At 70.4% G+C, this 24,724-nt stretch carries 21 protein-coding genes; 10 read left to right on the top strand and 11 right to left on the bottom strand.

Annotated features, from left to right (window positions below; genetic code table 11):
- Nucleotides 1–12: 12 nt before the first annotated feature.
- Together arr and AB0959_RS34295 are read right to left on the bottom strand one after the other, a co-directional pair.
- Entirely contained in the window at nucleotides 13–423 is a 411-nt protein-coding gene (gene arr / locus AB0959_RS34300) for an NAD(+)--rifampin ADP-ribosyltransferase (protein ID WP_366830619.1), read from the bottom strand.
- Between the two features lie 108 nt (nucleotides 424–531).
- A complete protein-coding gene (locus AB0959_RS34295) occupies nucleotides 532–1,503 on the bottom strand; it encodes an SDR family NAD(P)-dependent oxidoreductase (protein WP_366830618.1) in 972 nt (323 codons plus the stop codon).
- A gap of 63 nt (nucleotides 1,504–1,566) precedes the next feature.
- On the opposite strand from AB0959_RS34295, the gene AB0959_RS34290 reads away from it, so the two are divergent.
- Complete coding sequence (locus tag AB0959_RS34290) at nucleotides 1,567–2,139, top strand: TetR/AcrR family transcriptional regulator (RefSeq protein WP_366830617.1); 573 nt, start codon at nucleotides 1,567–1,569, stop codon at nucleotides 2,137–2,139.
- 36 nt (nucleotides 2,140–2,175) lie between these two features.
- Here AB0959_RS34290 and AB0959_RS34285 read toward each other — a convergent pair whose 3' ends face one another.
- Together AB0959_RS34285 and AB0959_RS34280 are read right to left on the bottom strand one after the other, a co-directional pair.
- Complete coding sequence (locus AB0959_RS34285) at nucleotides 2,176–3,486, bottom strand: MFS transporter (RefSeq protein ID WP_366830678.1); 1,311 nt, start codon at nucleotides 3,484–3,486, stop codon at nucleotides 2,176–2,178.
- A gap of 367 nt (nucleotides 3,487–3,853) precedes the next feature.
- Entirely contained in the window at nucleotides 3,854–4,336 is a 483-nt protein-coding gene (locus AB0959_RS34280) for a DUF3592 domain-containing protein (protein ID WP_366830616.1), read from the bottom strand.
- A 396-nt stretch (nucleotides 4,337–4,732) separates the two neighbouring features.
- Here AB0959_RS34280 and AB0959_RS34275 point away from each other — a divergent pair, with 396 nt between their 5' ends.
- A complete protein-coding gene (locus tag AB0959_RS34275; protein WP_366830615.1) occupies nucleotides 4,733–5,698 on the top strand; it encodes an SGNH/GDSL hydrolase family protein in 966 nt (321 codons plus the stop codon).
- A 92-nt stretch (nucleotides 5,699–5,790) separates the two neighbouring features.
- Here AB0959_RS34275 and AB0959_RS34270 read toward each other — a convergent pair whose 3' ends face one another.
- The gene (locus AB0959_RS34270) at nucleotides 5,791–6,390 is read right to left on the bottom strand and encodes a TetR family transcriptional regulator (RefSeq protein WP_366830614.1); all 600 of its coding nucleotides are present in this window, start codon (nucleotides 6,388–6,390) and stop codon (nucleotides 5,791–5,793) included.
- Between the two features lie 94 nt (nucleotides 6,391–6,484).
- Between AB0959_RS34270 and AB0959_RS34265 the strand changes: the two genes are divergently transcribed.
- From AB0959_RS34265 to AB0959_RS34250, 4 genes are all read left to right on the top strand, one after another.
- The gene (locus AB0959_RS34265) at nucleotides 6,485–7,582 is read left to right on the top strand and encodes an NAD(P)-dependent alcohol dehydrogenase (RefSeq protein WP_366830613.1); all 1,098 of its coding nucleotides are present in this window, start codon (nucleotides 6,485–6,487) and stop codon (nucleotides 7,580–7,582) included.
- A 245-nt stretch (nucleotides 7,583–7,827) separates the two neighbouring features.
- Nucleotides 7,828–8,631 (top strand): endonuclease, encoded by an 804-nt coding sequence (locus tag AB0959_RS34260; RefSeq protein WP_366830612.1) that lies wholly within the window; start codon nucleotides 7,828–7,830, stop codon nucleotides 8,629–8,631.
- Nucleotides 8,632–8,908: 277 nt separating this feature from the next.
- A complete protein-coding gene (locus AB0959_RS34255; protein WP_366830611.1) occupies nucleotides 8,909–10,396 on the top strand; it encodes an FG-GAP-like repeat-containing protein in 1,488 nt (495 codons plus the stop codon).
- 204 nt (nucleotides 10,397–10,600) lie between these two features.
- Nucleotides 10,601–12,874, top strand: coding sequence for a glycosyltransferase family 39 protein (locus tag AB0959_RS34250; protein WP_366830677.1), 2,274 nt, complete (start codon nucleotides 10,601–10,603; stop codon nucleotides 12,872–12,874).
- Here the strand turns inward: AB0959_RS34250 and AB0959_RS34245 are convergent.
- The 3 genes from AB0959_RS34245 to AB0959_RS34235 all read right to left on the bottom strand — a co-directional run bounded on the left by AB0959_RS34245 (nucleotide 12,867) and on the right by AB0959_RS34235 (nucleotide 17,101).
- Nucleotides 12,867–14,573: a thiamine pyrophosphate-binding protein gene (locus tag AB0959_RS34245; protein ID WP_366830610.1), complete on the bottom strand. Its 1,707-nt coding sequence runs from the start codon at nucleotides 14,571–14,573 to the stop codon at nucleotides 12,867–12,869. The two genes, AB0959_RS34250 and AB0959_RS34245, sit on opposite strands and share 8 nt — an antisense overlap.
- Nucleotides 14,570–15,541 carry an agmatinase gene (speB, locus tag AB0959_RS34240; RefSeq protein ID WP_366830609.1) on the bottom strand — a complete coding sequence of 324 codons (972 nt, stop codon included), beginning with the start codon at nucleotides 15,539–15,541 and terminating at the stop codon, nucleotides 14,570–14,572. Before speB ends, AB0959_RS34245 begins: the two co-directional genes overlap by 4 nt.
- Before the next feature lie 81 nt (nucleotides 15,542–15,622).
- On the bottom strand, nucleotides 15,623–17,101 hold the full coding sequence (locus tag AB0959_RS34235; RefSeq protein ID WP_366830608.1) for a sodium:solute symporter: 1,479 nt from the start codon (nucleotides 17,099–17,101) through the stop codon (nucleotides 15,623–15,625).
- Between the two features lie 125 nt (nucleotides 17,102–17,226).
- Here AB0959_RS34235 and AB0959_RS34230 point away from each other — a divergent pair, with 125 nt between their 5' ends.
- The 3 genes from AB0959_RS34230 to AB0959_RS34220 all read left to right on the top strand — a co-directional run bounded on the left by AB0959_RS34230 (nucleotide 17,227) and on the right by AB0959_RS34220 (nucleotide 19,971).
- Nucleotides 17,227–18,741, top strand: a complete 1,515-nt coding sequence (locus tag AB0959_RS34230; RefSeq protein ID WP_366830607.1) for a PucR family transcriptional regulator — start codon at nucleotides 17,227–17,229, stop codon at nucleotides 18,739–18,741.
- 102 nt (nucleotides 18,742–18,843) lie between these two features.
- Nucleotides 18,844–19,047, top strand: a complete 204-nt coding sequence (locus AB0959_RS34225) for a hypothetical protein (RefSeq protein ID WP_366830606.1) — start codon at nucleotides 18,844–18,846, stop codon at nucleotides 19,045–19,047.
- A 129-nt stretch (nucleotides 19,048–19,176) separates the two neighbouring features.
- On the top strand, nucleotides 19,177–19,971 hold the full coding sequence (locus tag AB0959_RS34220; protein WP_366830605.1) for a phosphatase: 795 nt from the start codon (nucleotides 19,177–19,179) through the stop codon (nucleotides 19,969–19,971).
- On the opposite strand, the gene AB0959_RS34215 is transcribed toward AB0959_RS34220, so the two are convergent.
- From AB0959_RS34215 to AB0959_RS34205, 3 genes are all read right to left on the bottom strand, one after another.
- Complete coding sequence (locus AB0959_RS34215) at nucleotides 19,958–20,851, bottom strand: acyl-CoA thioesterase II (protein WP_366830604.1); 894 nt, start codon at nucleotides 20,849–20,851, stop codon at nucleotides 19,958–19,960. The genes AB0959_RS34220 and AB0959_RS34215 overlap by 14 nt on opposite strands.
- A gap of 103 nt (nucleotides 20,852–20,954) precedes the next feature.
- Nucleotides 20,955–22,112 (bottom strand): acyl-CoA dehydrogenase family protein, encoded by a 1,158-nt coding sequence (locus AB0959_RS34210; protein WP_366830603.1) that lies wholly within the window; start codon nucleotides 22,110–22,112, stop codon nucleotides 20,955–20,957.
- Nucleotides 22,113–22,398: 286 nt separating this feature from the next.
- Nucleotides 22,399–23,016, bottom strand: coding sequence for a TetR/AcrR family transcriptional regulator (locus tag AB0959_RS34205; RefSeq protein WP_366830602.1), 618 nt, complete (start codon nucleotides 23,014–23,016; stop codon nucleotides 22,399–22,401).
- 86 nt (nucleotides 23,017–23,102) lie between these two features.
- Here AB0959_RS34205 and AB0959_RS34200 point away from each other — a divergent pair, with 86 nt between their 5' ends.
- Entirely contained in the window at nucleotides 23,103–24,719 is a 1,617-nt protein-coding gene (locus tag AB0959_RS34200) for a carboxyl transferase domain-containing protein (protein WP_366830601.1), read from the top strand.
- Nucleotides 24,720–24,724: the final 5 nt, after the last annotated feature.

Here is a 24,724-nt window from a genome sequence, read left to right as displayed (position 1 = left end):
GCGCAATACCCGCTAGTTGATGATTTCGGCGCGGTCATCCAGACGGATTGCGGCCAGCCGGTCTCGCCACACCTGGAGAGCTTCGGGTGTCTGTCGCGTCCAGTCGGTGACCTCGCCAACGATCCGGAGCGGTTCCCTGCTGCGATAGGAGCGAGTGGGATTGCCAGGGAACTTCCTGTCGGTGACGTTTGGATCGTTCTCGAACTCCCCGGTCGGTTCGACGACATACACTCGCGGGGCCCCGTCGCCGACGGCGAGTTCCGCCGCGAGTCCCGCGCCGTCGCGCAACGCGGTGAAGTAGATGTGGTTCATCACGATTTCGGGCCGGTAGTTGGAACGGAAACCGGCGGTGAGATGATCTCCGACCCGTAGCTCGGCCTTTGTGCCGTGAAAGAACGGCCCGTCGTCCAACACCTCGTCCATCGCCACAGGTTATCAACCCAAGCTGTCGTGACGGCGAGCTTTCCAAGACGGCTCGGACGCCGTGATCACACCGGCCAGCCGCGTCACCAACCTGTCCGAACAGCACACCTAGGCCCGCAGGAGATTGGCCGAGACTGCCCAGAGGCGCTCGGCGATCGCGGGATCGAGCGCCCATTCCTTGACACCGTGGGGATGCTGCGCGAGGTCGGCGTCGTTCGGCACGGTGTATGCCTCTTGCGTGTCATCGAGGTAATGGCCGCCGGAGTGAGCGAAGGCTGGAAAGACGGCCGCGACGATGCTGGTCGCGGCCCCCTGCTCAACCGTCTTGTACGTGAAGACACCGGCGGCCTCGGCTGCGTCGAGCGACTGCCTCTGTTGTGGTGTGAAGTTCCGTTGCAGGCCCGTGGCGACGCCGCCAGGGTTCACGGTATTGGCGACGATCCCATCCGGTGCCCACAGACGAGTGGCCTCGACGGCGAACAGGGAGTTCGCCGTCTTCGACTGAGCGTAGGCGATCTGCGGGTCGTAGCTGCGGCGCTCGAAGTGAAGGTCGTCGAAGTCAATGCCCGAACGCATGTGCGCGGTTGAACTCACCGAGACGATCCGAGCTCCGTCACGGTCGGACGCTCCCAGGGCCAGGGCGCCGTGCAGGCCGGTGGCGAGGGCGAAATGGCCGAGATGGTTTGTCGCGAATTGCAACTCCCAGCCCTCACGGGTTCGTTCGAGGCCACCGGTGACCACGCCTGCGTTGTTGATCAGAAGGTGCAGAGGGCCACGCCACGCGTTGACGAATCGTGCGACGGTCGTCCTGTCGGCGAGGTCGAGCCGAGCGACTTGGGGCCGGGTTCTTCCGGTGGACTTTGCGACGGCCTCAGAGACGGTGTCGCCCGCGGTCGTGTTCCGGACGGCGAGGGTGACCTTTGCCCCGGCAGCGGTCAACGCGCGAGCGGTCTCGATCCCGATACCGGACGAAGCTCCCGTCACGATGGCGCGGACGCCGGTCAGGTCATGGCCTCGCAGCACGTCGTCTGCGGTGCCGGCGGCGGTGAAGGGTGTGGAGATGAGTTCGGACTCGGCCATGACCAGGACTATACAGATTAGACTTGATTTGTATAGTTCGGATACTACTCGTATGCTCGGTCCATGAGCAGCCCTGATGCCGGCCCCCCGTCCTCGACAGTCGCCGACACCAGCCGGCGGACCGCAGTTCTGGACGTCGCCCTGACCACGTTCGCGCGATTCGGTTACCGGAAGACCTCGATGGAGGCGGTGGCGCAGGCGGCGCACATCTCCCGGCCAGGGCTCTACTTCCTCTTCTCCTCGAAAGAAGTCCTGTTCCGTGCCGCGGTCACCCAGGTCCTGGAACGCGACATCACAGCGGTCGAACACGTCCTGGCTGACACCGGACGCCCCCTGCCAGAGCGTCTCGTCGAAGCGTTCGACCAGTGGGCGGGCCGCTACATCGGCCCATTGACACGCGATGTCACGGAGGTCATCGAAGCCAACCCCGATCTACTAGGTGAGACAGCCGAGACCGCGCCACGGCGTTTTGAGGAACTGATCACCGCTGCGATCGCATCGGAGACAGGACGGGAGGCGGCGCTTGCCGTCGCCCAGACGATGATCAGCGCATCAATCGGCCTCAAGCATCAGGCTCCGTCACGGGAGTTCTTTCTCGAACGGCTGAAGGTCGCCATCGATCTGCTGGCGCGCTGAGCAGGCCGGGCCGTCCTCAAGGGCTACCGCGCGCCCTCACGCGGACCGAACCGGACTCTCCGGTGGGGCGGGAAGCGTCCGTCCCAGGCGGGCGAGGGGGGACAGGGCCATCAGAGCCGGCGACAGCAGCATGCCCGCGGCTGTCACCAGGAGGCTGGTGCGCATCCCCCACACTTCCGCGAGGAAGCCGCCGAGCAGCGAGCCGAGCGGGGTCATTCCCATGCCGACGAAGTTGATCGTCGCGGCGGCGCGGCCCTGCATCCCGTCCGGAGTGACGGTCTGCCGGATGGCCATGACCGTGACGTTCACCAGCTGGCTGAAGGTCCCGAAGACGAAGTTGACCGTGAGGAGCGCGGGAACCGTCACCGCGGAGGAACCGTGCAGTGCGGGCACCAACAGGAACACGCCGTCGCCGAGCGCCGCCGCGGACACGAACACAGCGCCGTGTCCGAAGCGGCTCGGCAGCCGGGCGGCCAGCAGCGAGCCCAGGAGCGCGCCCGGCCCCGTCGCCGCGAGTGCCAGCCCGACGGCGGTGCCCGACAGGTGCAGGTCCCTTGGCAGGAACAGCAGATAGACGGTCATCACAGCCGAGAAGAAGAACTGGAAGGCGGCTGACGCGAGGCACACGGTCCGCAGCGAGGCATCACCGGCGACAAAGCGGAGGCCCTCGTGGACCCGCCGCCAGATCCGAGTCCGAGGAGGAGGTTCCGAGCAGTCCGAGCAGTCGGTGCAGTCCAACCGGTCCGAGCGGTCCGAGCGGTCCGAGCGGTCCGGGACGGATTCGCGGCGACCGATCCCTCGGATCGACAGGAACGACAGCGCGAAGAACGCCGCGCTGGACGCGGCGGCGATCGGCGCCGACAGCACGGACACCAGCGCGCCGCCGAGGGCGGGACCGCCGATCTGCGCGGCGGACCGACTGCCCTCAAGTGCGCTGTTGCCCCGCACCAACTGATCGCGCGTCACCAGCCGTACCAAAGACGTCTGGTAGGCCAGGTCGAAGAACACGGACAGAGCCCCGACGGCGAAGGCGACCGCGAGCAGCGCCGGCAGGCCGAGAGCGCCAAAGAGGCCTGCCACGGCGGCGGCGCCCAGTGCCAGGGCCCGGCCGGCGTCCGTGAGCACCATCACCGTACGGGTCCGCCACCTGTCCACCCACGCGCCGGCGAGGAGCGACAGCAGCAGGATCGGCGCCTGCCCCACCGCGCGCAGGGCGCCCAACTGGCCGGCATCGGCGTTGAGCGTCAGGACGGCGAAGAGCGGCAGGACCACCAGACTCGCGTGTTCGCCCAGTTGGGAGGCCGTCTGGCCCACCCAGAGCCTGCGGAAGTCGCGGTCCCGCCACAGGCTTGATGACAAAACAGGTCGGCCGGAATCGAAACCCTCGGATGCGGCGGAGGAAGAGGAGGAAGAGGACGGCACAGAGACCCCTCGGATGACCGAAGACGAGACCCGCCAACCGGCGCACGACAGGTGCGCCGCCCGTTTCAGGCAGCGGGAAGGAAGGCTCGCTGTGCCGCGCATCAAGGGCAGCACGCGATGACTGGCCGCTCACGGCCTCGAACGTCAACGCGTGCTGTGACGACCGACCATGTCTTCGCTCCTCGTGAGTCACTCGCTTCGCGAACACTAACTCCCGCTCGGCAGGGCACGAAAGACGATTAAGACGTCGTAGTCACCCTCGCGGGACGGCGGATGTGGAGGTCACCCGCCTTCAACGGGCGGCCTGGGAACGTCCCCGCGTCACCAACGCGACGACCGTCCCGATCCCCGCGCTCAGCAGCCCGATCCCGCCGAAGATCAGCGGCAGCAGCCACAGCGAGGCGAACCCGTTGATCCGCGCGTCGTCGGGGGAATCCGCGCGGTAGAGCACCTCGACCCGTTCGCCCACCTCGTACGAGGGTGGGTTGGAACCCGTGGAGTCCCGGAACTTCCTCTGCGTGCCGTCCGCCGACGTGAACTCGACCACCGGGTACGCCGCGGGCTTGTCGTCCGTCCGCTTCTTGCGCGATACGCCGCTGTGGTCGTTGCGCCACTCCAGGGTCACCACCGTGCCCCGGGCACGTTGAGCGTCCGTCAGGAACGAGACCGACACCCCCGCGAGGATCAGCCCGACGACCAGGAACAGCGACCCGAACGCGATCGCCCCGAACGTGATCCACCGGCCGGCACCCCGCCCACGCACCTGAACCCGCACGACGTCCCTCTCATTTGGCCGAACTCACTTGGCCGAACTCACTTGTCCGAAGTGAGAGGGACGCTATCCCAGACGGCCCGGTCGCCCCGCTCCCGCCCCTGCCCCTGCCCCGGACGGCGCCTGGTTGAGCTTGCCAGCGATCGAGAACAAGACAGCCACCGAGAGGACGTGTGTTCGGCCGGGATCCTGCAGTCGATCAAGAACCGTCCCTGCACCGCGCAAGTACCGCACCGAAGCGGTCGCGAATAGGGGGCGAGTGGTCGACACACTGAACCCCCGTCACCCACAGAGACGCACCCCAGCAGGCTGAAGTGACTGTCCGTAATGGATCTAGTGCGTTTAGTGAAGGTCAATTTATGGTCAAAGCGACGCCAACACCGTATCCCTGGAGGATTCGTGGCACGCTTCCGCACTCGTCTGGCCCTGCTCGGCTGGGCCGCAGCTCTCACCGCCGCCGCCGTCCCCGCGCAGTTCACCGGGGCTCAACCCGCCGCCGCCGCGGACTACCAGTGGGTTGCCCTCGGTGACTCCTACACCGCCGGGGTCATCCCGGCCGCGGGCGACGTCTTCGAAGTCCCCCGCGACGGCTGCGAGCGCACCGACCGGTCCTACCCCCAGGTCATCGACCGCGACCTCGGCTCGCTCTTCGACCTGACCAACGTCAGCTGCGGCGCCGCCACCATCGAAGACGTCACTTTCAGAGCGCAGGAGCCGATCGGCCGTCACCTGCCGCCCCTCTCCGAGGACCCGGACTACCCCTTCCCCGCGGTGCCGCCTCAGTCCGCGGCAGTGGGCCCCGGCACCGACGTGATCACCGTCGGCGCGGGCGGCAACACCCTCGGCTTCGCCGACATCCTCTTCCAGTGCCTGCAACTGGGCGCGGGCAGCGGCGGAGTGGGCACCCCGTGCAAGGACGACCTGGCCGCCGGCATCCCGGCCCGGCTGAACAAGGTCAGCCGCGACTACGACGAGATGCTCACCGTGCTCCACGAGCGCGCCCCGCACGCGAAGATCCTGACCGTCGGCTACCCCACGGTCATCCCCAAGGACACGTCCAAGTGCCGCTACAACGACCTGACGCAGTTCGGCTCGATCACCCAGGGCGACCTCGACTGGCTGCGCCAGGACGTCCTGGAACCCCTCAACAAGACGATCGAGAAGTCGACCGGCACACAGGAAGCCGCCGGCTTCGTCGACCTCTACGACTCCTCCCAGAACCACAGCGTCTGCGACGCCGGAAAGTGGGTGGAAGGCATCTACACCCGCTTCCCTGACCAGCCGGCCTTCGTGCACCCCAACGCCCTCGGCCACCGCAACGCCGCCGACCACGTCACAGCAGCGATGCTGAACACCATCAGCTGAGCCGATCCGCACCCAGCACCCAGCACCCGGCACCCCCTCCGGCGATCCCATAGCGAACCGGCCTCCGGCACCAGCCGGAGGCCGGTTCGGCGTTACTGGGTACGCCCAGACGCGGTCACGGCGCGGCGGACGCTCTCGCGGAGCAAGTCTCGCCGCTGCTCGTGCAGTTCGGGAGGCTCCTGCGCGGTCGCCGCGTAGACGTTGCTGACCGGTGACCACGCCATGGACATGGCGATCACCATGGCCATCACATCGAACGGGTCCCCTTGGCGCACCAGACCGGCGGCCTGGGCCTCGGCGATGGCGCGCAGCTTGCGGTCGTCGAGGCGGTCGGGGTCGTCGACCAGGTGGCCGGCCGGGCGCCGCTCCAGACGCGCCCAGGTGGCCAGCCGGATGAGGTCGGGGCGGCGGAGATACTCGTCGTAGAGGCGTACGGCCCAGTCCGCGAGGTCGGTGGCGTCGATCGGGACGACGTTCACGATCCGCTCCAGCGAGCCGAAGAAGATGGCGTCGAAGAGCCCTTCCTTGCTGCCGAAGTAGGCGTAGAGCTGCGCCTTGTTCGTGCGTGCCGCCCCCACGATCCGCTCGACGCGCGCACCGGCGATCCCGTGCTCGGCGAACTCCTGGGTCGCCACATCGAGGATGCGCTGGTACGTCGCGGCTCCACGCGGGGTCAGGGGCTGATCAGCCATGCTTCGACGCTACCAGACAGAACAGTTGGTTTGCCTGGTCCGCCGGATACGCTACGGTCAAATAGACCGAACAGTCTGTCTGTGAGGAGGAGTCATGAGGAGCACCGTTGGCTGGCAGGTGGACGGCTCGTCGTCGACGCTGCGGCGGACGCCGCTGGAACGGCGAGACCTGCGCCCCGACGACCTCGCGGTCCGGGTCGACTACTGCGGCGTCTGCCACTCCGATGTCCACGCCGTCAGCTCCCTCAGCGCCGCCAGTGCCGGGAACGGCGGGAACGGCGGGAACGGCGGGAACGGCGGGAACGGCGAAGGAGGCAAGCCCCTGGTGCCGGGGCACGAGTTCACGGGCGTGGTGACCGAGGCCGGATCCGCGGTCACCCGTTTCGCCGCCGGCGACCCGGTCGCGGTGGGCAACATCGTCGATTCGTGCGACGAGTGCGCCATGTGCCGGGCCGGCCAGGAGAACTTCTGCCACGCGTTCCCGACCCTCACCTACGACGGCGTCGACCGGCACGACGGATCGACCACCCTGGGGGGTTACTCCCGCGAGTACGTCGTCCGTGACCGCTTCGCCCACCCTCTTCCCGCCGGTCTGGATCCGGCCGCCGCCGCGCCGCTGCTCTGTGCGGGGATCACCGTCTGGGAACCGCTGCACGCCCTCGGTGTGGGGCCGGGGACCCGCGTCGCCGTGGCGGGGCTGGGCGGCCTGGGCCATCTCGCGGTCAAGATCGCCGTGGCACTCGGCGCCGACACCTCGGTCGTCAGCCGCTCACCGGGCAAGGCCGACGACGCCCGTCGTCTCGGCGCCCACGGACTCGTCGTCTCCACGGACCCGGACCAGATGACTGACGCCCGCGACCGGTTCGACGTCGTCATCGACACCATCTCCGCCCCGCACGACCTCGGCCCTTACCTGCGCCTGGTCGCCATGGACGGAACGCTCAGCCACCTCGGCCACCTCGGACCCGTCACCGTGGAGACCACCGACCTGCTCGTTGGACGCAAGAAACTCAGCTCCGCGGGCAGCGGCGGCCGGCTCGCGACCGCCGCCATGCTCGACTTCTGCGCCGAACACGGCATCACCGCCGACATCGAGGTGCTCCCCTCGGCGCGCGTGAACGAGGCCCTCGACCGCCTCCGGCGCAACGAGGTCCGCTACCGCTTCGTACTCGACATGTCCGACCTGGACTGAACCGCCGGCCGAAGCACGCGATGACCAACCGAGATGACCGACCGAGACTCCCAGGCGGCACAGGACTCCTCTCCGTGCGCCCAACTCGCCCCACATGGCGACAAGTTCAGATCTCCCACCGTGCGTCCGATCCACCGGATCCCGACACACAACCGACCCACGCCGTTCACCTCTTTGACTGCATGTCCATGTCACCCTCCTGTCCGTTGGCCGCTCATTCAACCCGCGTAGAACGGACACCCCCTATGCCCGCCACGCACACACGCCGACGGAGATTCCTGGCGCTGACGGCCTCGGCCCTGCTCGCCGGACTCGCCCTGCCGACGGCCACCGCCTCTCCCGCCGCCGCGACGACGACCGCGTACGACGACACGTACTACGCGGACGCGATCGGCAAGACCGGTACGGCCCTGAAGGACTCCCTGCACACGATCATCAGCGACCAGACGACGATCTCGTACTCGGCCGTCTGGAACGCGCTGAAGGTCACCGACCAGGACCCGAACAACAGCAACAACGTGAAGCTGCTCTACTCGGGCATCTCCCGCAGCAAGTCGCTGAACGGCGGCAACACCGGCAACTGGAACCGCGAGCACGTGTGGGCGCAGTCCCACGGCGACTTCGGCACCTCCGCGGGACCCGGCACCGACCTGCACCACCTGCGCCCCGAGGACGTCCAGGTCAACTCCATCCGCGGCAACAAGGACTTCGACAACGGCGGCAGCAGCTTCACCAACAGCGGCGGCAGCCTCACCGACTCCAACTCCTTCGAGCCGCGCGACGCCGTCAAGGGCGACGTGGCCCGCATGATCCTCTACATGGCCGTCCGCTACGAGGGCGACGACAGCTGGCCCGACCTCGAACCCAACGACGCCGTCACCAACGGCAGCGTCCCCTACATGGGCCGCCTCTCCGTGCTGAAGCAGTGGAACGACGAGGACCCGCCGGACTCCTTCGAGGAGCGCCGCAACGAGGTCATCTACGACTCGTACCAGGGCAACCGCAACCCGTTCATCGACCACCCGGAGTGGGTCGAGTCGATCTGGTGAGCGTGGCGTAGCGGGTCGAACTCCCGTCTGCCTCACGGGACTTCGGCCGCCAGCGCCCCGGCGGAGCGTGGCCTTCGCCGGGGCACTGAGTCCCCCCTCCCCCCCTCCCCCCCCCGGCCGGTGACTGTCCGTTAGTGCGGCGGCAAGGCGTACGGTCGGTTACAGAACCATGACATCCAGGAGTACAACCGGAGAGTCACCTTCCGAGTCCAACTGTGTGGGGGCGCGGCGCGCGGCGCGTGCCGCGGTGAACACGACCGACTCGAAAGGCAGTTGTATGTCCCGAGCAGGACGCAGGATCCGTACCGCACGGCTGGGCTCGCCGTTGGCCGCCGCGGTGCTGGTCGCCGGAGGGCTCAGCGCCTGGGCCCTCACCGGAGCCCCGGCCATGGCCGCCCCCGCCCCGTCGGTGGAGGTCCAGGACGACTTCAACGGCGACGGCTACGCCGACCTCGTCATCGGGGCGCCGAACGCCACGGTGTCCGACAAGGCGAAAGCCGGCTATGTGGCCATCACGTACGGCTCGGCGAGCGGGCTGTCCACGTCGAACAAGAAGATCGTGAGCCGGTCGACCAGCGGGATACCCGGCTCCGCCACCGCCAACCAGCGCTTCGGGCTGACCTTCACCAAGGGTGACCTCGACGGCGACGGCTACGGCGACCTCGTGATCGCGGGCGGCACCGCGGGCTCCGTCGTGATGTGGGGCTCCGCCTCCGGGCTCACCGGCGGCACGAACGTCGCCGGGTACGGCGCCGCCCCGCAGGCCGGTGACTTCGACGGGGACGGCAAGACCGACCTCGCGCTGTTCTCCGCCCAGTCCGTCGGCGGCGACGAGCCCGCCGGCGCCCCGGCCGCCCTGTGGAAGGGCCCGATCTCCCGGAGCGGCACGCCCGCCTCGGTGCTCAACATCCTCGACAAGTCCGAGTGGTGGGGCTGGGACGAGGACGACGCCTCCTGCGCCACGGGCAGCGGGTGCGAGGAGGACGGCGACTCGATCACCGGGCCCGTCCGCAACGGTCACGTCGGCGACATCAACGGCGACGGCAAGGACGACATCGTCCAGTGGACCTACACCGGCGACGGCACCTGGGGCAACCGGCTGCTGTACGGCGGCGCGTCCGGCTTCACCACCGAGCGGGCCCCCGGCGACACCGCGGACAGCGGGATTCCGGGCACCGACGTGGGTGACGTGAACGGCGACGGCTACGACGACGTCGTGGTCGGCGGCGACAGCTGGAGCGGCAAGGTCCGCGTGGCCTACGGCTCGGCCTCCGGTCTGTCCAACACCAAGTCCTTCGACCAGAGCCTGCCGGGCTTCTACGGCGCGGAGGAGGAGGGCGACGGCCTCGGCGCGGCGGTCTCCGTGGACGACGTGAACGGCGACGGCTACGCCGACATCGCGCTCGGCATCCCCGGTGAGGACTTCAGCGGTCTCACCGACGCCGGTTCGTTCGCCCTGCTGCACGGCAGCGCCTCCGGCTTCACCGGCACCGGCAGCCAGGTGTTCAACCAGAACACCGCCGGGGTGCCCGGAGTCGCGGAGACGGGTGACAAGTTCGGCATCACCACCGCGCTCCTCGACGTCAACGGCGACGGCCACCGCGACATCGCCGTCGCGTCCACCGCCGAGAACAGCGACAACGGCGCCGTCTGGTCGCTGCGCGGCACGTCCACCGGTCTGACCACGACGTCCGCCATCGCCTTCGGCCCCGACGACCTGTCCGCGCCCGCCACGGACGCGCTGTTCGGGTCCAGCCTGCGCTGACCGGCGGAACAGAGTGACGGTACGGGCCGTACACCTCCCACACCCATGGGAAAGCACGCACCCCTTGGGGAAGGGTTGTACGGCCCGTTACCCGTCCCTGTGTGAATTCACAGCCGCCTGCCAGGACCGCCACAGTGCGCGCCCAACCCGCCGCCGCATGGTGCCCTGGTGACATCTGCCACTGACCCACACGCCCGCGCGTCCATGCCTCCCGGCCCACCGGCACCGGCACCGCAACCGCCCGCGCACCCGCCCACCACGGCACCGCCGGCGACGGCACCGCGCTGGTCGCTCCCCGCCCTGGCCGCGATCATGATCCTGGCGGCGGCGCTGTACTCCTGGAACCTCTCCTCGGGCGGCCTCAACAGCTTCTACAGTGCCGCCGTGCTGAGCGGCACGCAGAGCTGGAAGGCGTGGTTCTTCGGGTCACTGGACGCGGGCAACTTCCTCACCGTCGACAAGCCGCCCTTCGTCCTGATGGTCATGGGTCTGTCCTGCCGGGTCTTCGGCTACGGCACCTGGCAGATGATGGCGCCGCTGATCGCGTCCGCGCTCGCGACCCTCTGGATCCTGCACTCGTCCGTGAAGCGGGTGTGGGGCCACGGCGCGGCGGCCGTCGCCGCCCTCGTCCTCGCGCTGACCCCGATCACGGTCGCCATCAACCGCGACAACAACCCCGACACGCTGCTCGTCTTCCTGATGGTGGCGGGCGCGGCCCTCGCCCTGCGCGCGACGCGGGACGGCCGGCTGCTGCCGCTGCTCGGCTCGGCGGTGTGCTTCGGACTCGCCTTCAACACGAAGATGCTCCAGGGCTACATCGCGCTGCCGGCCGTCTTCGCCGTGTACCTGTACGCGGCGAACCTGGGCCTGGTGAAGCGGATCGTGAACCTGCTGCTCGCGGGCGTGGCGCTGGCGGTGTCCAGCTTCTGGTGGGCGGCGGCGGTGTCCCTCGTGCCCGCCTCGGACCGCCCGTACATCGGCGGCTCGACGGACGGTACGGCCTGGAACCTGATCATGGGCTACAACGGCCTGGGTCGCGTTCTCGGCGGTGAGGGCAACGGCGGAGGCGGTGGGGGCGGAGGCGGAGGCTTCTCCGGGACCGCCGGCATCGGCCGGATGTTCAACGACATCCTGGGCGGCCAGATCTCCTGGCTGCTGCCCTTCTCGGCGATCGCCCTGACCGGCGGCCTGGTGCTGTGCGGCCGCGCCCCGCGTACGGACATCACGCGCGCCGCGCTGGTGATGTGGGGAGGCTGGACGGCCCTGCACTACCTCACGTTCAGCCTCGCCGAGGGCACGATGCACCCGTACTACACGACCGCGCTGGCGCCCGGCATCGCGGCGCTGTGCGGCGGGGGCGGGGCGATGCTGCTGCGCGCGTTCCGCGCGGACAGGCGGTGGGTGTGGGTGCTGCCGGTCGCGTTCGCGGTGACCGGTGTCTGGGCGATCGTCCTGCTGCGGCGGGCCTCCGGCTGGAACACCTGGCTGTGGCCGGCGATCGCGCTGGTCATGGCACTGGCGATCGCGGGCCTGCTTCTCTTCCGCTCCGGTCGCCGGGTGCGACTGCTGGCGGCCTCGGTGACGGCGGCGGTCGTCGCGTCGGTCGCGGGACCGGCGGCGTACGCGGCCTCGGTGCCCTCGGGCTCGGCCGGAGGCATGGGCGGTACGAACCCGACGGCCGGGCCGTCCACGGGCTCAGGCATGGGCGGGCCCGGCGGCGGGGGCGGCGGTCGCACGGGCGGCGGCCTCCCGGGCGGCGGCCAGGGTGGCCCGAGCGGCCAGAACGCCCAGGGCAACGGGCAGCAGGGCGGCGGGCAGCAACAGGGCGGCGGCCAGCAGGGCACACCCCCGAACGGCGCGCCCAGCGGTGCCCCGGAGGGCGGCACGAACGGCTCCTTCCCCGGCGGCCAGCAGGGCAACGGCGGCACGGGCACACCCCCGAACGGCACCGGCGAGCAGCCTGGCGGACCAACGGACGGACAAACGGACGGACAAACGGGTGGCCAGGCGAACGGTCAGCGCGGCGGCATGGGCGGCGGAGGCTTCGGCGGCCCCGGCGGCGGCGCGAGCACCGAACTGATCGCCTACCTCGAGAAGCACCGCGACGGCGCCACGTGGCTCCTCGCCGTCTCCAACTCCCAGGGCGCCGCGCAACTCATCGTGAGCAGCGGCCAACCCGTCATCTCCATGTGGGGCTGGACCGGCTCCGACAAGGCCATGACCCTCGCCAAGCTCAAGGAACTCGTCAAGAAGGGCGAGCTCCACTACATCCAGCTCGGCGGGGGCATGGGCGGCGGCCCCGGCGGCGGCGACAACCTCAGCTCCGAGGTCACGGCCTGGGTGCAGAAGCACGGCACGGCGGTGAAGGCGAGCGAGTACGGCGAGAGCACGACGGCGGACTCCTCATCCTCCTCATCCTCCTCGTCCCAGTCGAACCAGTCGTCGCTCTACCGCCTGGACCCGTCGGACGTCAGCTGACGCCGGCCGCGCCGCCCTCCAGGTGCGTCGGCGCGAACATGCGCAGCAGCGCGGGGAGGACGACCACGGACGGGCCTGGCGTGGCGAGAGCCTTCGCCAGGTCCTGTTCCAGGTTCTCGGGGGTCGTCCTGACGCCCTGCACCCCGAACGACTGCGCCAGCGCCACGAAGTCCGGGCGGGCCAGTTCCGTACCCGTCGCCTCGCCGAAGGCGTCCGTCATGTACTCACGCAGGATGCCGTAGCCGCCGTCGTCGACGATCAGCCAGGTGACGTTCAGGTCGTACTGCCGTGCCGTGGCGAGTTCGGCGATCGAGTACAGGGCGCCGCCGTCGCCGGACACCGCGAGGACGGGGTGGGTCTGGTCGGCCGCCGCCGCGCCGAGGGCCGCCGGGAAGGCGTAGCCGAGGCCGCCGGCGCCCTGGGCGGAGTGCAGGGTGTTGGGGCCCTTGGCGTCGAAGGCCGACCACGCCCAGTACGACAGGATCGTCATGTCCCAGAAGGAGGGCGCGCGGGACGGGAGGGCCCGGCGGACAGACGCCAACAGGTCCTGTTCCAGGGTGAGTTGCTGCGCTTCGATGCGTGCGCGCACCCGGTCGAGAACCGCCCGCACCCGTTCCGGCGCCGTGGTGTCCTCGCGCGGCTCCACCGTCTCCAGCAGCGCCTGCAGGGCGAGGCGCGCGTCCGCGTGGATGCCGAGCGCCGGGTGGTTGGACTCCAGCTTGCCCAGGTCGGCCTCGATCTGGACGACACGGCCGCGCGGCTTGAACGTGTGGTAGTTGGAGGACAGTTCGCCGAGACCCGAGCCGACCACGAGCAGGACGTCCGCGTCCTCCAGGAAGTCCGTGGTGTGCCGGTCCTCCAGCCAGGACTGGAGGGAGAGGGGGTGCGTCCAGGGGAAGGCGCCCTTGCCGCCGAAGGTGGTGACCACGGGGGCGTTCACCTTCTCGGCCAGCTGCCTCAGCTTGCCCGACGCGTCCGACCGTACGACTCCCCCGCCCGCGATGATCGCCGGGCGGGCGGCACGCGACAGCAGGTCCGCCGCCACCGCCGTCAGTTCGGGGCGCGGGGGCAGGTCCTCCGGGGTCGCGTCCACGCCCGTCACCACCGGGAGCGGTGTCTCGGCGAGCAGGACGTCCTGCGGGATCTCCACCCACACCGGGCCGTGCGGGGCCGTGAGCGCCGACTTCCAGGCCGCCGCGATCGCGGAGGGGATCTGGGACTGGGTGCGGACGGTGTGGACCGACTTGACCACGCCCCGGAACGACGCCGACTGGTCGGGGAGTTCGTGCAGGTAGCCGTGGCGTCCGCCGCCCAGACCGGCCGTCGGGATCTGGCTGCTGATCGCGAGCACGGGGGCGGAGGCCGAGGCCGCCTCCTGGAGCGCGGCGAGCGACGTCAGCGCGCCCGGGCCCGTCGACAGCAGCAGCGGGGCCGCCTCGCCGGTGATCCGGCCGTACGCGTCGGCGGCGAAGCCGGCGTTGTTCTCCACCCGCAGGCCGATGTACCGGAGGTCCGAGCGGCGCAGCGCGTCGAACATGCCCAGCGCGTGCTGGCCGGGCAGGCCGAAGACGGTCGTCGCGCCGAGCCCGGTCAGCGTCTCCACGACCAGGTCTCCGCCATTGCGGCCGGGTGGAGGGTTCAGTGCGGCCTCCGTCTGGGCGGCGGTGGGGCGGAGCACCAGGTCGTGGTCGTGGGTCACTTCGAGCGAGCCTCGGCAATCTGACGGGACATGATCGTGGTCAGTTCGTACGCCGTGTGGGACGCGGCCACCGACGTGATCTCGGCGTGATCGTACGCGGGCGCCACCTCGACGACGTCGGCGGAGACCAGGTTGCAGGAGGCCAGGCCGCGCAGGATCTCCAGGAGCTCGCGGGAGGTCATGCCGCCGGCCTCGGGCGTGCCGGTGCCGGGCGCGTGGGCCGGGTCGAGGCAGTCGATGTCGATGGATATGTAGAGCGGGCGGTCGCCGATCCGCTGGCGGAGCTGGTCGGCGACCTCGTCCACGCCCCGTCGCATCACGTCCGCCGACGTCACGATGCCGAAGCCCATCTTGGCGTCGTCGTCCAGGTCCTGCTTGCCGTACAGCGGCCCGCGCGTGCCGACGTGCGAGAGCGCCTCCGTGTCGAGGATGCCCTCCTCCACCGCGCGCCGGAACGGGGTTCCGTGCGTGTACTCGGCGCCGAAGTAGGTGTCCCAGGTGTCGAGGTGGGCGTCGAAGTGGAGCAGCGCCACGGGGCCGTGCTTCTTGGCGACCGAGCGCAGCAGCGGCAGCGCGATGGTGTGGTCGCCGCCCAGGGTCATGAGGCGCGCGCCCGTGCCCAGCAGTTCGTCGGCCGCCGCCTCGATCGTCTCCACGGCCTCGTTGATGTCGAACGGGTTGACGGCGATGTCCCCGCCGTCCGCGATCTGCGCCAGCGCGAACGGGGACGCGTCCTGCGCGGGGTTGTAGGGGCGCAGGAGCCGGGACGCCTCGCGGATCGCGTTGCCGCCGAAGCGGGCGCCCGGCCGGTACGAGACGCCCGAGTCGAACGGCACACCCACGACGGCGATGTCGGCGCGTCCGCCGACCTCGTCGAGCCGGGGCAGCCGGGCGAAGGTCGCGGGCCCGGCGTACCGCGGGACGCGGGACGAGTCGACGGGGCCCCGGGGCGTCTCGGTGCTGCTCATGCGGAACTACCTTCCTGCATACGCTTCATCACGTATGCACTACTTGTACTGCTTGTACTGCTTGTACTACTGGATATGACTTTACTGGTGTGCCGGGACCGGCTCGGACACGGGTTCGGGCGCCCGTCCGGCGAGCCGTTCGCGCCACGCGGCGAGCACGGCCTCGTCGGTGGCCGGGGTGGCGACCGAGACGATCAGGTACGCGGCCAGCGACAACAACAGCCCGTAGTAGACGGGCTCGTTGGCGAGGATCCCGTACGTCGCCATCAGCGTGATCACCGCGAGGCCGCCGACCGCGACGGAGGCGAGGGCGCCGTGGACCGTGCCGCGCTTCCACACCAGGCCGCCGAGGATGGGGACGAGGAGCCCGCCGACGAGGAGGTTGTAGGCCACGGTCAGCGCCTCGACGACGTTGTTCAGCGCGACGGCCGTACAGATCACGGCGATCCCCATGACGAGGATGAAGGCGCGGTTGCCCCTGACCTCGTCGTGCGCGTCCTCGTCGCGCCCCGCGGAAGACGCCTTCGTGAGCCCGCGCAGCCGGGACCAGATGTCGTTGTTGGCGACGGTCGCGCAGGCGATGAGGGCGCCCGAGGAGGTCGACATCACGGCGGCGAGGGCGGCGGCGAGCACCAGTCCGCGCACGCCGACGGGGAGTTCGTCCTTGACGATGGTCGCGAAGGCGTCGTCCGCGCTGCCCAGTTTCGGGTACAGCACCTTGGCCGCCGTACCGATGACGGCTCCGGCGAGGGCGTACGCGAGGCAGTACGTGCCCGCGACCGTGCCGCCCCACCTGGCGGTCCTGTCACCGCGGGCGGTGAACACGCGCTGCCAGATGTCCTGACCGATGAGCATGCCGAAGGTGTAGATCAGCACGTAGGTGAAGATCGTCTCGCCGCCGATGCCCAGCGGGTCGAAGTACGACGTCGGCAGTTCGGCCCTCATCGCACCGAACCCGCCCGCCTTGACGACCGCGATGGGCAGCAGCAGAAGCAGCACGCCGATGGTCTTCACGACGAACTGCACCATGTCGGTGAGGGTGATCGACCACATGCCGCCGAGCGTCGAGTACGCGACGACGATCGAGCCGCCCAGGACGATCGCGAGCGTGCGGTTCATGTCGAACAGGACGTCGAAGATCGTGGCGTACGCGATGGTCGAGGTGACCGCGAGCATGAGCGTGTACGCCCACATGACCACGCCGGAGACCACACCGGCGCGGCCGCCGCCGTAGCGCAGGTCGAGCATCTCGGAGACGGTGTAGACCTTGAGGCGGGCGATGCGGGCGGAGAAGAACACGGACAGGGCGAGGAGCCCGAGCCCGATGGTGAACACCATCCACGCGCCGGACAGCCCGTACTGGTAGCCGAGCCCGACCCCGCCGATGGTGGAGGCGCCGCCGAGGACGATGGCGGCCATCGTGCCCGAGTACATGGCGGGCCCGAGGCGGCGCCCTGCGACGAGGAACTCGCTCTTGGACCGGGCGCGGCGCATGCCCCACCAGCCCATCGCCAGCATGCCGGCCAGATAGACGACGATCACTGTGTAGTCGACGGCCATAGGGGTCCACCCTTCTCGCGCCTGCTCGCGCCTTCTCGCGGTCGCAACGCCGGTTCCGTGGGTTGACCCTAGGTGGCTGGAAAGCAGCGCTGAAGTGTACGTTTCATCCATCGCGCCCAGGTTCAATGGAGGAAACATCCACCATGCCGGACCCGTCAGCCACACCGGCCCCACCGGTACCTCCCACCCCACCCGTCCCTCTCTCGGCGCTCCTGGCCCGCGAGGACCTCGCTCTGCGCCGGATCGCAGGCCCGGTGGCCCCCGACACGGTGATCCACTGGGCGCACACCTCGGAGATGGCTGACCCGTACCCGTATCTGCTGGGCGGGGAGCTGCTGCTGACGGCCGGGGTGCACATTCCGGAGGCGGCGGGCTCGGGCACCTATTTCGACGACTACGTGTCCCGGATCGTGGAGGCGGGCGGTGCCGCGCTGGGCTTCGGCCTCGCCCCCGTGCACGACACGGTGCCGCGCGCCCTGGTCGCGGCCTGCGACGCGTACGAGCTGCCGCTCGTCGAAGTCCCGCCCCGGACCACGTTCTCGGCGGTCGCCCGTGCCGTCTGGCAGCTGATGGCCCAGGCCCGCCACGCGGAGCTGCGCCGGGTGACGGAGGCCCAGCAGAGCCTGGCCGCGGCGGCGTCCCGCCCGGACCCGGTACCGGCGGTCCTGCGGCAACTGGCCCAGCGGGTGGGCGGCTGGGCGGTGCTGTACGGGCCGGAGGGGACGGAGCCGACGGCTGCGGGCCGAGGTGCCGAGGGTGCCGTCGTGGACCGGCTGGCCGAGCTGTCGGCAGTGGTACGACCCGGTGACACCCTCGGTCCGACGCCCTCCTCCGCCACGGACACCGCCCACGGCACCCACCTCGCGGCCTACGCCCTCGGCGGCGGTCAGGGCTTCGTCCTGGGCGTGGCCACCCCGCGCCGCGACCCCGGAGACCACACCATCGCCTCCGTCGCCGCCGTGCTGCTCTCCCTGCTCACCGGGGAGCACCGGAGCGGGTCGGGCGCCGCGCGGTCGGCCGCGCTGGTGCGGTTGCTGCTGGGGGCGTCCCCCGAGGACGTCGCACCACTCGTCGGTGAAGGGCCCTGGGTCGTCGTCCACGCCCACCCCGCCAAAGACGGCACCGCGCCGGACGCCGCGGCCGCGTCCGCGCTCGGGGCGGCGCTGGGCTCCGCGCTGGTGGACGCGGGCGGCGACGTCGTACGGGTCCTCGTGCCGGCTGACCGCGAAGTGCCCCCTCAGCCGGGCTGGACCTGCGGGGTCAGCGCACCCGCCGATCCGCACGCGTGGGCGTCCGCCGACCTCCAGGCCGCCCGCGCCCTGGCCCGCGCCCGGGCCACCCGCACGGCCCTGGCGCGTCACGCCGCACGCCCCGGCCTGGCCGAACTGGTCCCGCAGGAGGACGCGGCCTCCCACGCCCGCGTCCTCCTCGCGCCCGTCGCGGGCACTCCCGCGCTCACGGACACCCTGCGAACCTGGCTCTCCCTGCACGGCAGTTGGGACCGTACGGCGGTGGCTCTGTCGGTGCACCGCAACACCGTCCGTCAACGCATCGCCCGGTGCGCGACGTTGCTGGGCACGGACCTCGACGACCCGGACGTACGCATGGAGTTGTGGTTCGCGCTCCGTACCTCTTGCTGATCCTTCCCGGGCGGAACCACGCACGGTGATCGTGACGTCCGTGCTCACGGGGGACGGGCAACGGCAGAGCTGGTGGGTACGAGGGATCCCGGGGGTTGAGAGGTGGGGGAAGATCCGTCGATCGGCATGGCGCTGTTCAACATGCTGCTCGTAGGCGCGGAGGGCACCGTCAGGGGGGCGGCCGTTCTGCTCCCGGTGATCGGGCTCGTCGCCTGCCTCACCACCTGGTGGCGACGGAGGAAAACAGCCGCGGCGCGCAGCACGGCTGACGTGCGGACGAGTGCCCGGCCCGAACGGCAGCGGTGACCTGGCCGGGGCTGTCCGGACCGCCGCCGACCGCCGCCGTACTGAACAACGAGTGAGCATCGAGTGACCCACGTCCCAGCGTTCGGGACGTCGGGGCCCGGGTCAGTCGTCTGCCTCACAATGGGAGGCATGCCGATACCCGGGACTCCCAGCCGCGCCGCGCTCGTCGACCACCTTGTCCGGACGCGTATCGCGGGCGACGTCGCCACGCCGCGCGAGAACAACCTCTCCCACTACCGCAAGCTGGCCAACGCCGACCGCCACTACTGGCTGGGCCTGGAACTCGGCGACCGATGGACCGACGAGCAGGACGTCCTCGCGGTGATGGCGGAGCGCGTGGGCGTGAACGACGACGCGGAGCACCGCTACGGGCAGGACACCATCGATCCCGAGCTGACGGTGGCCGCCCTGGAGCGCATGGCGGCGCGGCTGCGCAAGGCCGCGGAAGGCGAGCAGCGGGTGCTGTTCGCCACCGGCCACCCGGGCGGCCTGCTGGACGTGCACCGCGCGACGGCCGCCGCGCTGCGCGCCGCGGGCTGCGAGATCGTGGTGATCCCGGAGGGGCTGCAGACGGAGGAGGGGTACGTCGTGCAGTTCGCCGACGTGGCCGTCCTCGAACACGGCGCCACCCTGTGGCACACCCACTCCGGTGAGCCGATGAAGGCCATCCTCACCGGCCTGGAGCGCGAGGGCCGCCCGCTGCCCGACCTGGTGGTCGCCGACCACGGCTGGGCCGGTTACGCGGGACAGCACGGCGTCGACTCCGTCGGCTACGCGGACTGCAACGACCCGGCGCTGTTCCTCGCCGAGTCCGAGGGCACCGTGCAGGTCGTGGTCCCCCTGGACGACCACGTGGTGAGCCCGCGCCACTACGACCCGATGACGGCGTACCTGCTGGACCAGGCGGGCCTCACCGCGAAGTAACACTCCCGGGGGTTGTCCGCGGTACCCGTACGACCCCCTCCTGGATCACCGAGATCGCCAGCTGCCCGTCCCGCGTGTAGATACGGCCCTGGCCGAGCCCGCGTCCACCGGACGAGGACGGCGACTCCTGGTCGTACAGCAGCCACTCGTCGGCCCGGAACGGGCGGTGGAACCACATCGCGTGGTCGAGCGAGGCCCCGACGACGTCCCCCACGGCCCAGCCGCCGCGCCCGTGCGCGAGCAGGATGGAGTCCAGGAGCGTCATGTCGGAGACGTACGTGGCGAGGACGACGTGCAGGAGGGGGTCGTCGTCGAGCTTGCCGTTGGCGCGGAACCACACCTGGGAGTGCGGTTCGCGAGGCTGCCCGTAGCGGCCGTAGGGCGGGTCGTCGACGTAGCGCAGATCGACGGCGGCCCTCGCCTCCAGGAACTTCTCGACGATGTCGGGGTCAAGGCCGTAGCTGGGCAGCCGCTCCTCGGCGGTGGGCAGGGTCGCCGGGTCGGGCGCGGGCGGCATGGGTGCCTGGTGGTCGAGCCCCTCCTCGTACCGCTGGAAGGATGCCGACAGGGCGAAGATGGGCTGCCCGTGCTGGACCGCGACGACACGGCGCGTGGTGAAGGAGCGGCCGTCGTTCATGGGGTCGACGGTGTAGACGATGGGCGCGCCCGCGTCCCCGACGCGCAGGAAGTACGCGTGGAGGGAGTGGGCGAGGCGGTCCTCGGGGACCGTCCGCCCGGCGGCGACGAGCGCCTGGGCCGCGACCTGTCCGCCGAAGACGCGGGGGACGACTCCGGCCCGGGACTGGCCGCGGAAGATGTTCTCCTCGATCTGCTCGAGGTCGAGCAGATCGAGGAGAGACTGCAGTGGTGCCTGACTCATGCCGTGAGTCTGCCAGCCCCTTGTTACAGGGGGCCGCCGATTGTTACCCACGAGTAGAGATCGGTTGAAGATCACACGACGTGGCGGCCGCGTACCTGGCGACCTAGAGACCCATGTCCTTCGCGATGATCGACTTCATGATCTCGCTGGTGCCGCCATAGATGCGGTTGACGCGGTTGTCCGCGTACAGGCGGGCGATCGGGTACTCGTTCATGAAGCCGTAGCCGCCGTGCAGCTGGAGGCAGCGGTCGATCACGCGGTGCGCGACCTCGGTGCAGAACAGCTTGGCGCTCGCGGCCTCGGCGGGGGTCAGCTCACCGGCGTCGAGGGCCTCCGTGGCGCGGTCGGCGACGGCCTCGGCGGCGTCCACCTCGGCCTGGCAGGCGGCCAGCTCGAACTTGGTGTTCTGGAAGGCGGCGACGGGCTGGCCGAAGACGACACGGTCCTGGACGTACTGCTTGGCGAACCGGACGGCGGCCTTGGCCTGGGCGTAGGCGCCGTAGGCGATGCCCCAGCGCTCGGAGGCCAGGTTGTGGCCGAGGTAGTAGAAGCCCTTGTTCTCCTCACCGAGGAGGTCCTCGACGGGCACCTTGACGTCGACGAACGCCAGCTCGGCGGTGTCGGAGGTCTTCAGGCCGAGCTTGTCGAGCTTGCGGCCGACGGAGTAGCCCTCGGCCTTGGTGTCCACGACGAAGAGGGAGATGCCGTGACGGCGGTCCTCGGCGGTGGGCGCGGAGGTGCGGGCGCAGACGATCATGCGGTCGGCGTGCACGCCACCGGTGATGAAGGTCTTGGCGCCGTTGAGGACGTAGTGCGTGCCGTCCTCGGAGAGCTTGGCGGTGGTCCTCATGCCCGCGAGGTCGGAGCCGGTGCCCGGCTCGGTCATCGCGATCGCCCACATCTCCTCACCGGCGACGAACTTCGGCAGGAAGCGCTTCTTCTGCTCGTCGGTGGCGAGCAGCTTGATGTACGGCAGGCCGAGCAGGACGTGCACCCCGGAGCCCCCGAAGGTGACGCCCGCGCGGGCGGTCTCCTCGTAGAGGATGGCCTCGAACTTGTAGGAGTCGATGCCTGCGCCGCCGTACTCCTCGTCGACGCGGATACCGAAGACGCCGAGGTCGGCGAGCTTGTAGTAGAAGTCGCGCGGCGCCTGGCCGGCGGCGAGCCACTCGTCGTAGACCGGGACGACCTCGGCCTCGATGAAGGCCCGGAGGGTCTCCCGGAACGCCTCGTGGTCCTCGTTGAACACCGTACGGCGCACCGCCGCCACCTCCACCTGCGTACGTTTGGACTTGCCTAAGCGCTTGCTCAGGCAGCAACGGTACCGGCGAGTACGAACACCCGTCCAGAGCACACCTGCAGTAACGCTCGTCACGGTGGGGGCAGACCCGGCCTTGTTCCGCCCCCGCCGCCGCATCTTCCAGGGGCGCGGGGCTGTGTCGATATGCGGCTCCGCCGCGATGGGGGTCCCCCCGCTCGAGCGAAGCCGAGAGTGGGGGAGCGACCAGCCACACCCAACCCGCACCCGACAACCCACCCCACCCGGCTCAGCCCGCCGCCGGCGAACCCGCCGCCAAGAACGCCCCCCGCGCCATCCGATGCAACAACGCCGCCGTGACCTCCCGCCCGGGCAGCGCCCCCGGCCGCCCAAGATGCGGTGTGGAGTTCAGCAGCCCGAACACCGAGTGCACCGCGGAGCGCGCGGCGGGCTCGGCCAGCCCCGGATAGACCTCCCGCACCACCTCCACCCACAGCTCCACGTACTGCCGCTGAAGCTGCCGCACGAGCTTGCGGTCACTGTCCCGGAGGCGGTCCAGCTCACGATCGTGCAGGGTGATGAGGGGACGGTCGTCGAGCGCGAAGTCGATGTGCCCCTCGATGAGCGAGTCGAGGACCGCCTCCGCACCCCCGTCGCCCGAACTCCCCGCCGCCTCGGCCACCCTCCGCTTCGCCCCGGTCAGCAACTGCCCGCTGATCCCCACCAGCAGCTCGGCGAGCATCGCGTCCTTGCCCGGGAAGTGCCGGTACAGACCGGGGCCGCTGATCCCGACGGCCGCCCCTATCTCGTCGACCCCGACACCGTGGAACCCGCGCTCCGCGAAGAGCCGGGCCGCCTCCTTGAGGATCTGCTCACGGCGGGTGGGGGCGTCGGTTCTCGTTGCCATGGGAGCAATTCTAGACAGGGAGGTTAGCGCTCGTTAACCTGGAGGAAATGCGTTAACGCTCATTAACAAGGTGAGGGGACCGCACGATGGACCAGGCACCGGAGCTGACGACGGCGGCGGACCCCGCGTCGGAGGCCTTTCGGGCCAACGAGGCCGCACATCGCGCACTGGGCGAGGAGCTGCGGGCCAAGCTGGCCGCCGCCCGCCTCGGCGGAGGCGAGAAGGCACGGGCGCGCCACACCGCGCGCGGCAAGCTGCTGCCCCGCGACCGCGTCGACACGCTCCTCGACCCCGGCTCCCCCTTCCTGGAGCTGGCCCCGCTGGCGGCCGACGGGATGTACGACGAGCAGGCCCCGGCCGCAGGCGTCATCGCCGGGATCGGGCGCGTCAGCGGACGCGAGTGCGTGATCGTGGCGAACGACGCCACCGTCAAGGGCGGCACGTACTACCCGATGACGGTGAAGAAGCACCTGCGGGCGCAAGAGGTCGCCCTCGACAACCGCCTCCCCTGCGTCTACCTCGTCGACTCCGGCGGCGCCTTCCTCCCCATGCAGGACGAGGTGTTCCCCGACCGCGAGCACTTCGGGCGCATCTTCTACAACCAGGCGCGGATGTCGGGCGCCGGGATCCCGCAGATCGCCGCCGTCCTCGGGTCCTGCACCGCCGGCGGCGCGTACGTGCCCGCGATGAGCGACGAGGCCGTGATCGTGCGCGGCCAGGGCACGATCTTCCTCGGCGGCCCGCCCCTGGTGAAGGCCGCGACCGGCGAGGTCGTGACGGCCGAGGAGCTGGGCGGCGGCGAGGTCCACGCACGCGTGTCGGGTGTCACGGACCACCTCGCGGAGGACGACGCGCACGCGCTGCGGATCGTGCGCACCATCGTCTCCACCCTCCCCGCGCGCGGCCCCCTGCCCTGGCAGGTCGAGCCGGCCGTCGAGCCGAAGGTCGACCCGTTCGGGCTGTACGGCGCGGTGCCGGTCGACTCCCGCACCCCGTACGACGTCCGCGAGGTCATCGCGCGCGTGGTGGACGGCTCGCGGTTCGCCGAGTTCAAGGCGGAGTTCGGGCAGACCCTGGTCACCGGCTTCGCGCGTATCCATGGCCACCCCGTCGGCATCGTCGCCAACAACGGCATCCTGTTCTCCGAGTCGGCCCAGAAGGGCGCCCACTTCATCGAGCTGTGCGACCAGCGCGGCATCCCGCTGGTGTTCCTGCAGAACATCTCGGGCTTCATGGTCGGCAGGGACTACGAGGCGGGTGGCATCGCCAAGCACGGCGCCAAGATGGTGACGGCGGTGGCCTGCACGCGCGTGCCGAAGCTCACGGTGGTGGTCGGCGGCTCGTACGGCGCGGGCAACTACTCGATGTGCGGCCGGGCGTACTCGCCCCGCTTCCTGTGGATGTGGCCCGGCGCCAAGATCTCGGTGATGGGCGGCGAGCAGGCGGCCTCGGTCCTCGCGACCGTCAAGCGGGACCAGTTGGAGGCGCGCGGGGAGGACTGGCCGGCGGAGGACGAGGATGTCTTCAAGGCCCCGATCCGCGCGCAGTACGAGCGCCAGGGCAACGCCTACTACGCGACGGCCCGCCTCTGGGACGACGGCGTGATCGACCCGCTGGAGACCCGGCAGGTGCTGGGCCTCGCCCTGACCGCGTGCGCCAACGCCCCGCTGGGTGAGCCCCAGTTCGGCGTCTTCCGGATGTGAGGGAC

The organism is Streptomyces sp. NPDC046862 (genome assembly GCF_040704615.1).
Lineage (GTDB): Bacteria > Actinomycetota > Actinomycetes > Streptomycetales > Streptomycetaceae > Streptomyces.
The sequence above is the reverse complement of the archived record's forward strand: the minus strand, read 5'-3'. Positions and strand labels throughout refer to the sequence as shown.

Coding starts and splice junctions, on each gene's coding strand:
- arr (WP_366830619.1), bottom strand. CDS start 423: ATGGACGAGGTGTTGGACGACGGGCCGTTCTTTCACGGCACAAAGGCC.
- AB0959_RS34295 (WP_366830618.1), bottom strand. CDS start 1,503: ATGGCCGAGTCCGAACTCATCTCCACACCCTTCACCGCCGCCGGCACC.
- AB0959_RS34290 (WP_366830617.1), top strand. CDS start 1,567: ATGAGCAGCCCTGATGCCGGCCCCCCGTCCTCGACAGTCGCCGACACC.
- AB0959_RS34270 (WP_366830614.1), bottom strand. CDS start 6,390: ATGGCTGATCAGCCCCTGACCCCGCGTGGAGCCGCGACGTACCAGCGC.
- AB0959_RS34265 (WP_366830613.1), top strand. CDS start 6,485: ATGAGGAGCACCGTTGGCTGGCAGGTGGACGGCTCGTCGTCGACGCTG.
- AB0959_RS34260 (WP_366830612.1), top strand. CDS start 7,828: ATGCCCGCCACGCACACACGCCGACGGAGATTCCTGGCGCTGACGGCC.
- AB0959_RS34255 (WP_366830611.1), top strand. CDS start 8,909: ATGTCCCGAGCAGGACGCAGGATCCGTACCGCACGGCTGGGCTCGCCG.
- AB0959_RS34250 (WP_366830677.1), top strand. CDS start 10,601: ATGCCTCCCGGCCCACCGGCACCGGCACCGCAACCGCCCGCGCACCCG.
- speB (WP_366830609.1), bottom strand. CDS start 15,541: ATGAGCAGCACCGAGACGCCCCGGGGCCCCGTCGACTCGTCCCGCGTC.
- AB0959_RS34235 (WP_366830608.1), bottom strand. CDS start 17,101: ATGGCCGTCGACTACACAGTGATCGTCGTCTATCTGGCCGGCATGCTG.
- AB0959_RS34230 (WP_366830607.1), top strand. CDS start 17,227: ATGGAGGAAACATCCACCATGCCGGACCCGTCAGCCACACCGGCCCCA.
- AB0959_RS34220 (WP_366830605.1), top strand. CDS start 19,177: ATGCCGATACCCGGGACTCCCAGCCGCGCCGCGCTCGTCGACCACCTT.
- AB0959_RS34215 (WP_366830604.1), bottom strand. CDS start 20,851: ATGAGTCAGGCACCACTGCAGTCTCTCCTCGATCTGCTCGACCTCGAG.
- AB0959_RS34205 (WP_366830602.1), bottom strand. CDS start 23,016: ATGGCAACGAGAACCGACGCCCCCACCCGCCGTGAGCAGATCCTCAAG.
- AB0959_RS34200 (WP_366830601.1), top strand. CDS start 23,103: ATGGACCAGGCACCGGAGCTGACGACGGCGGCGGACCCCGCGTCGGAG.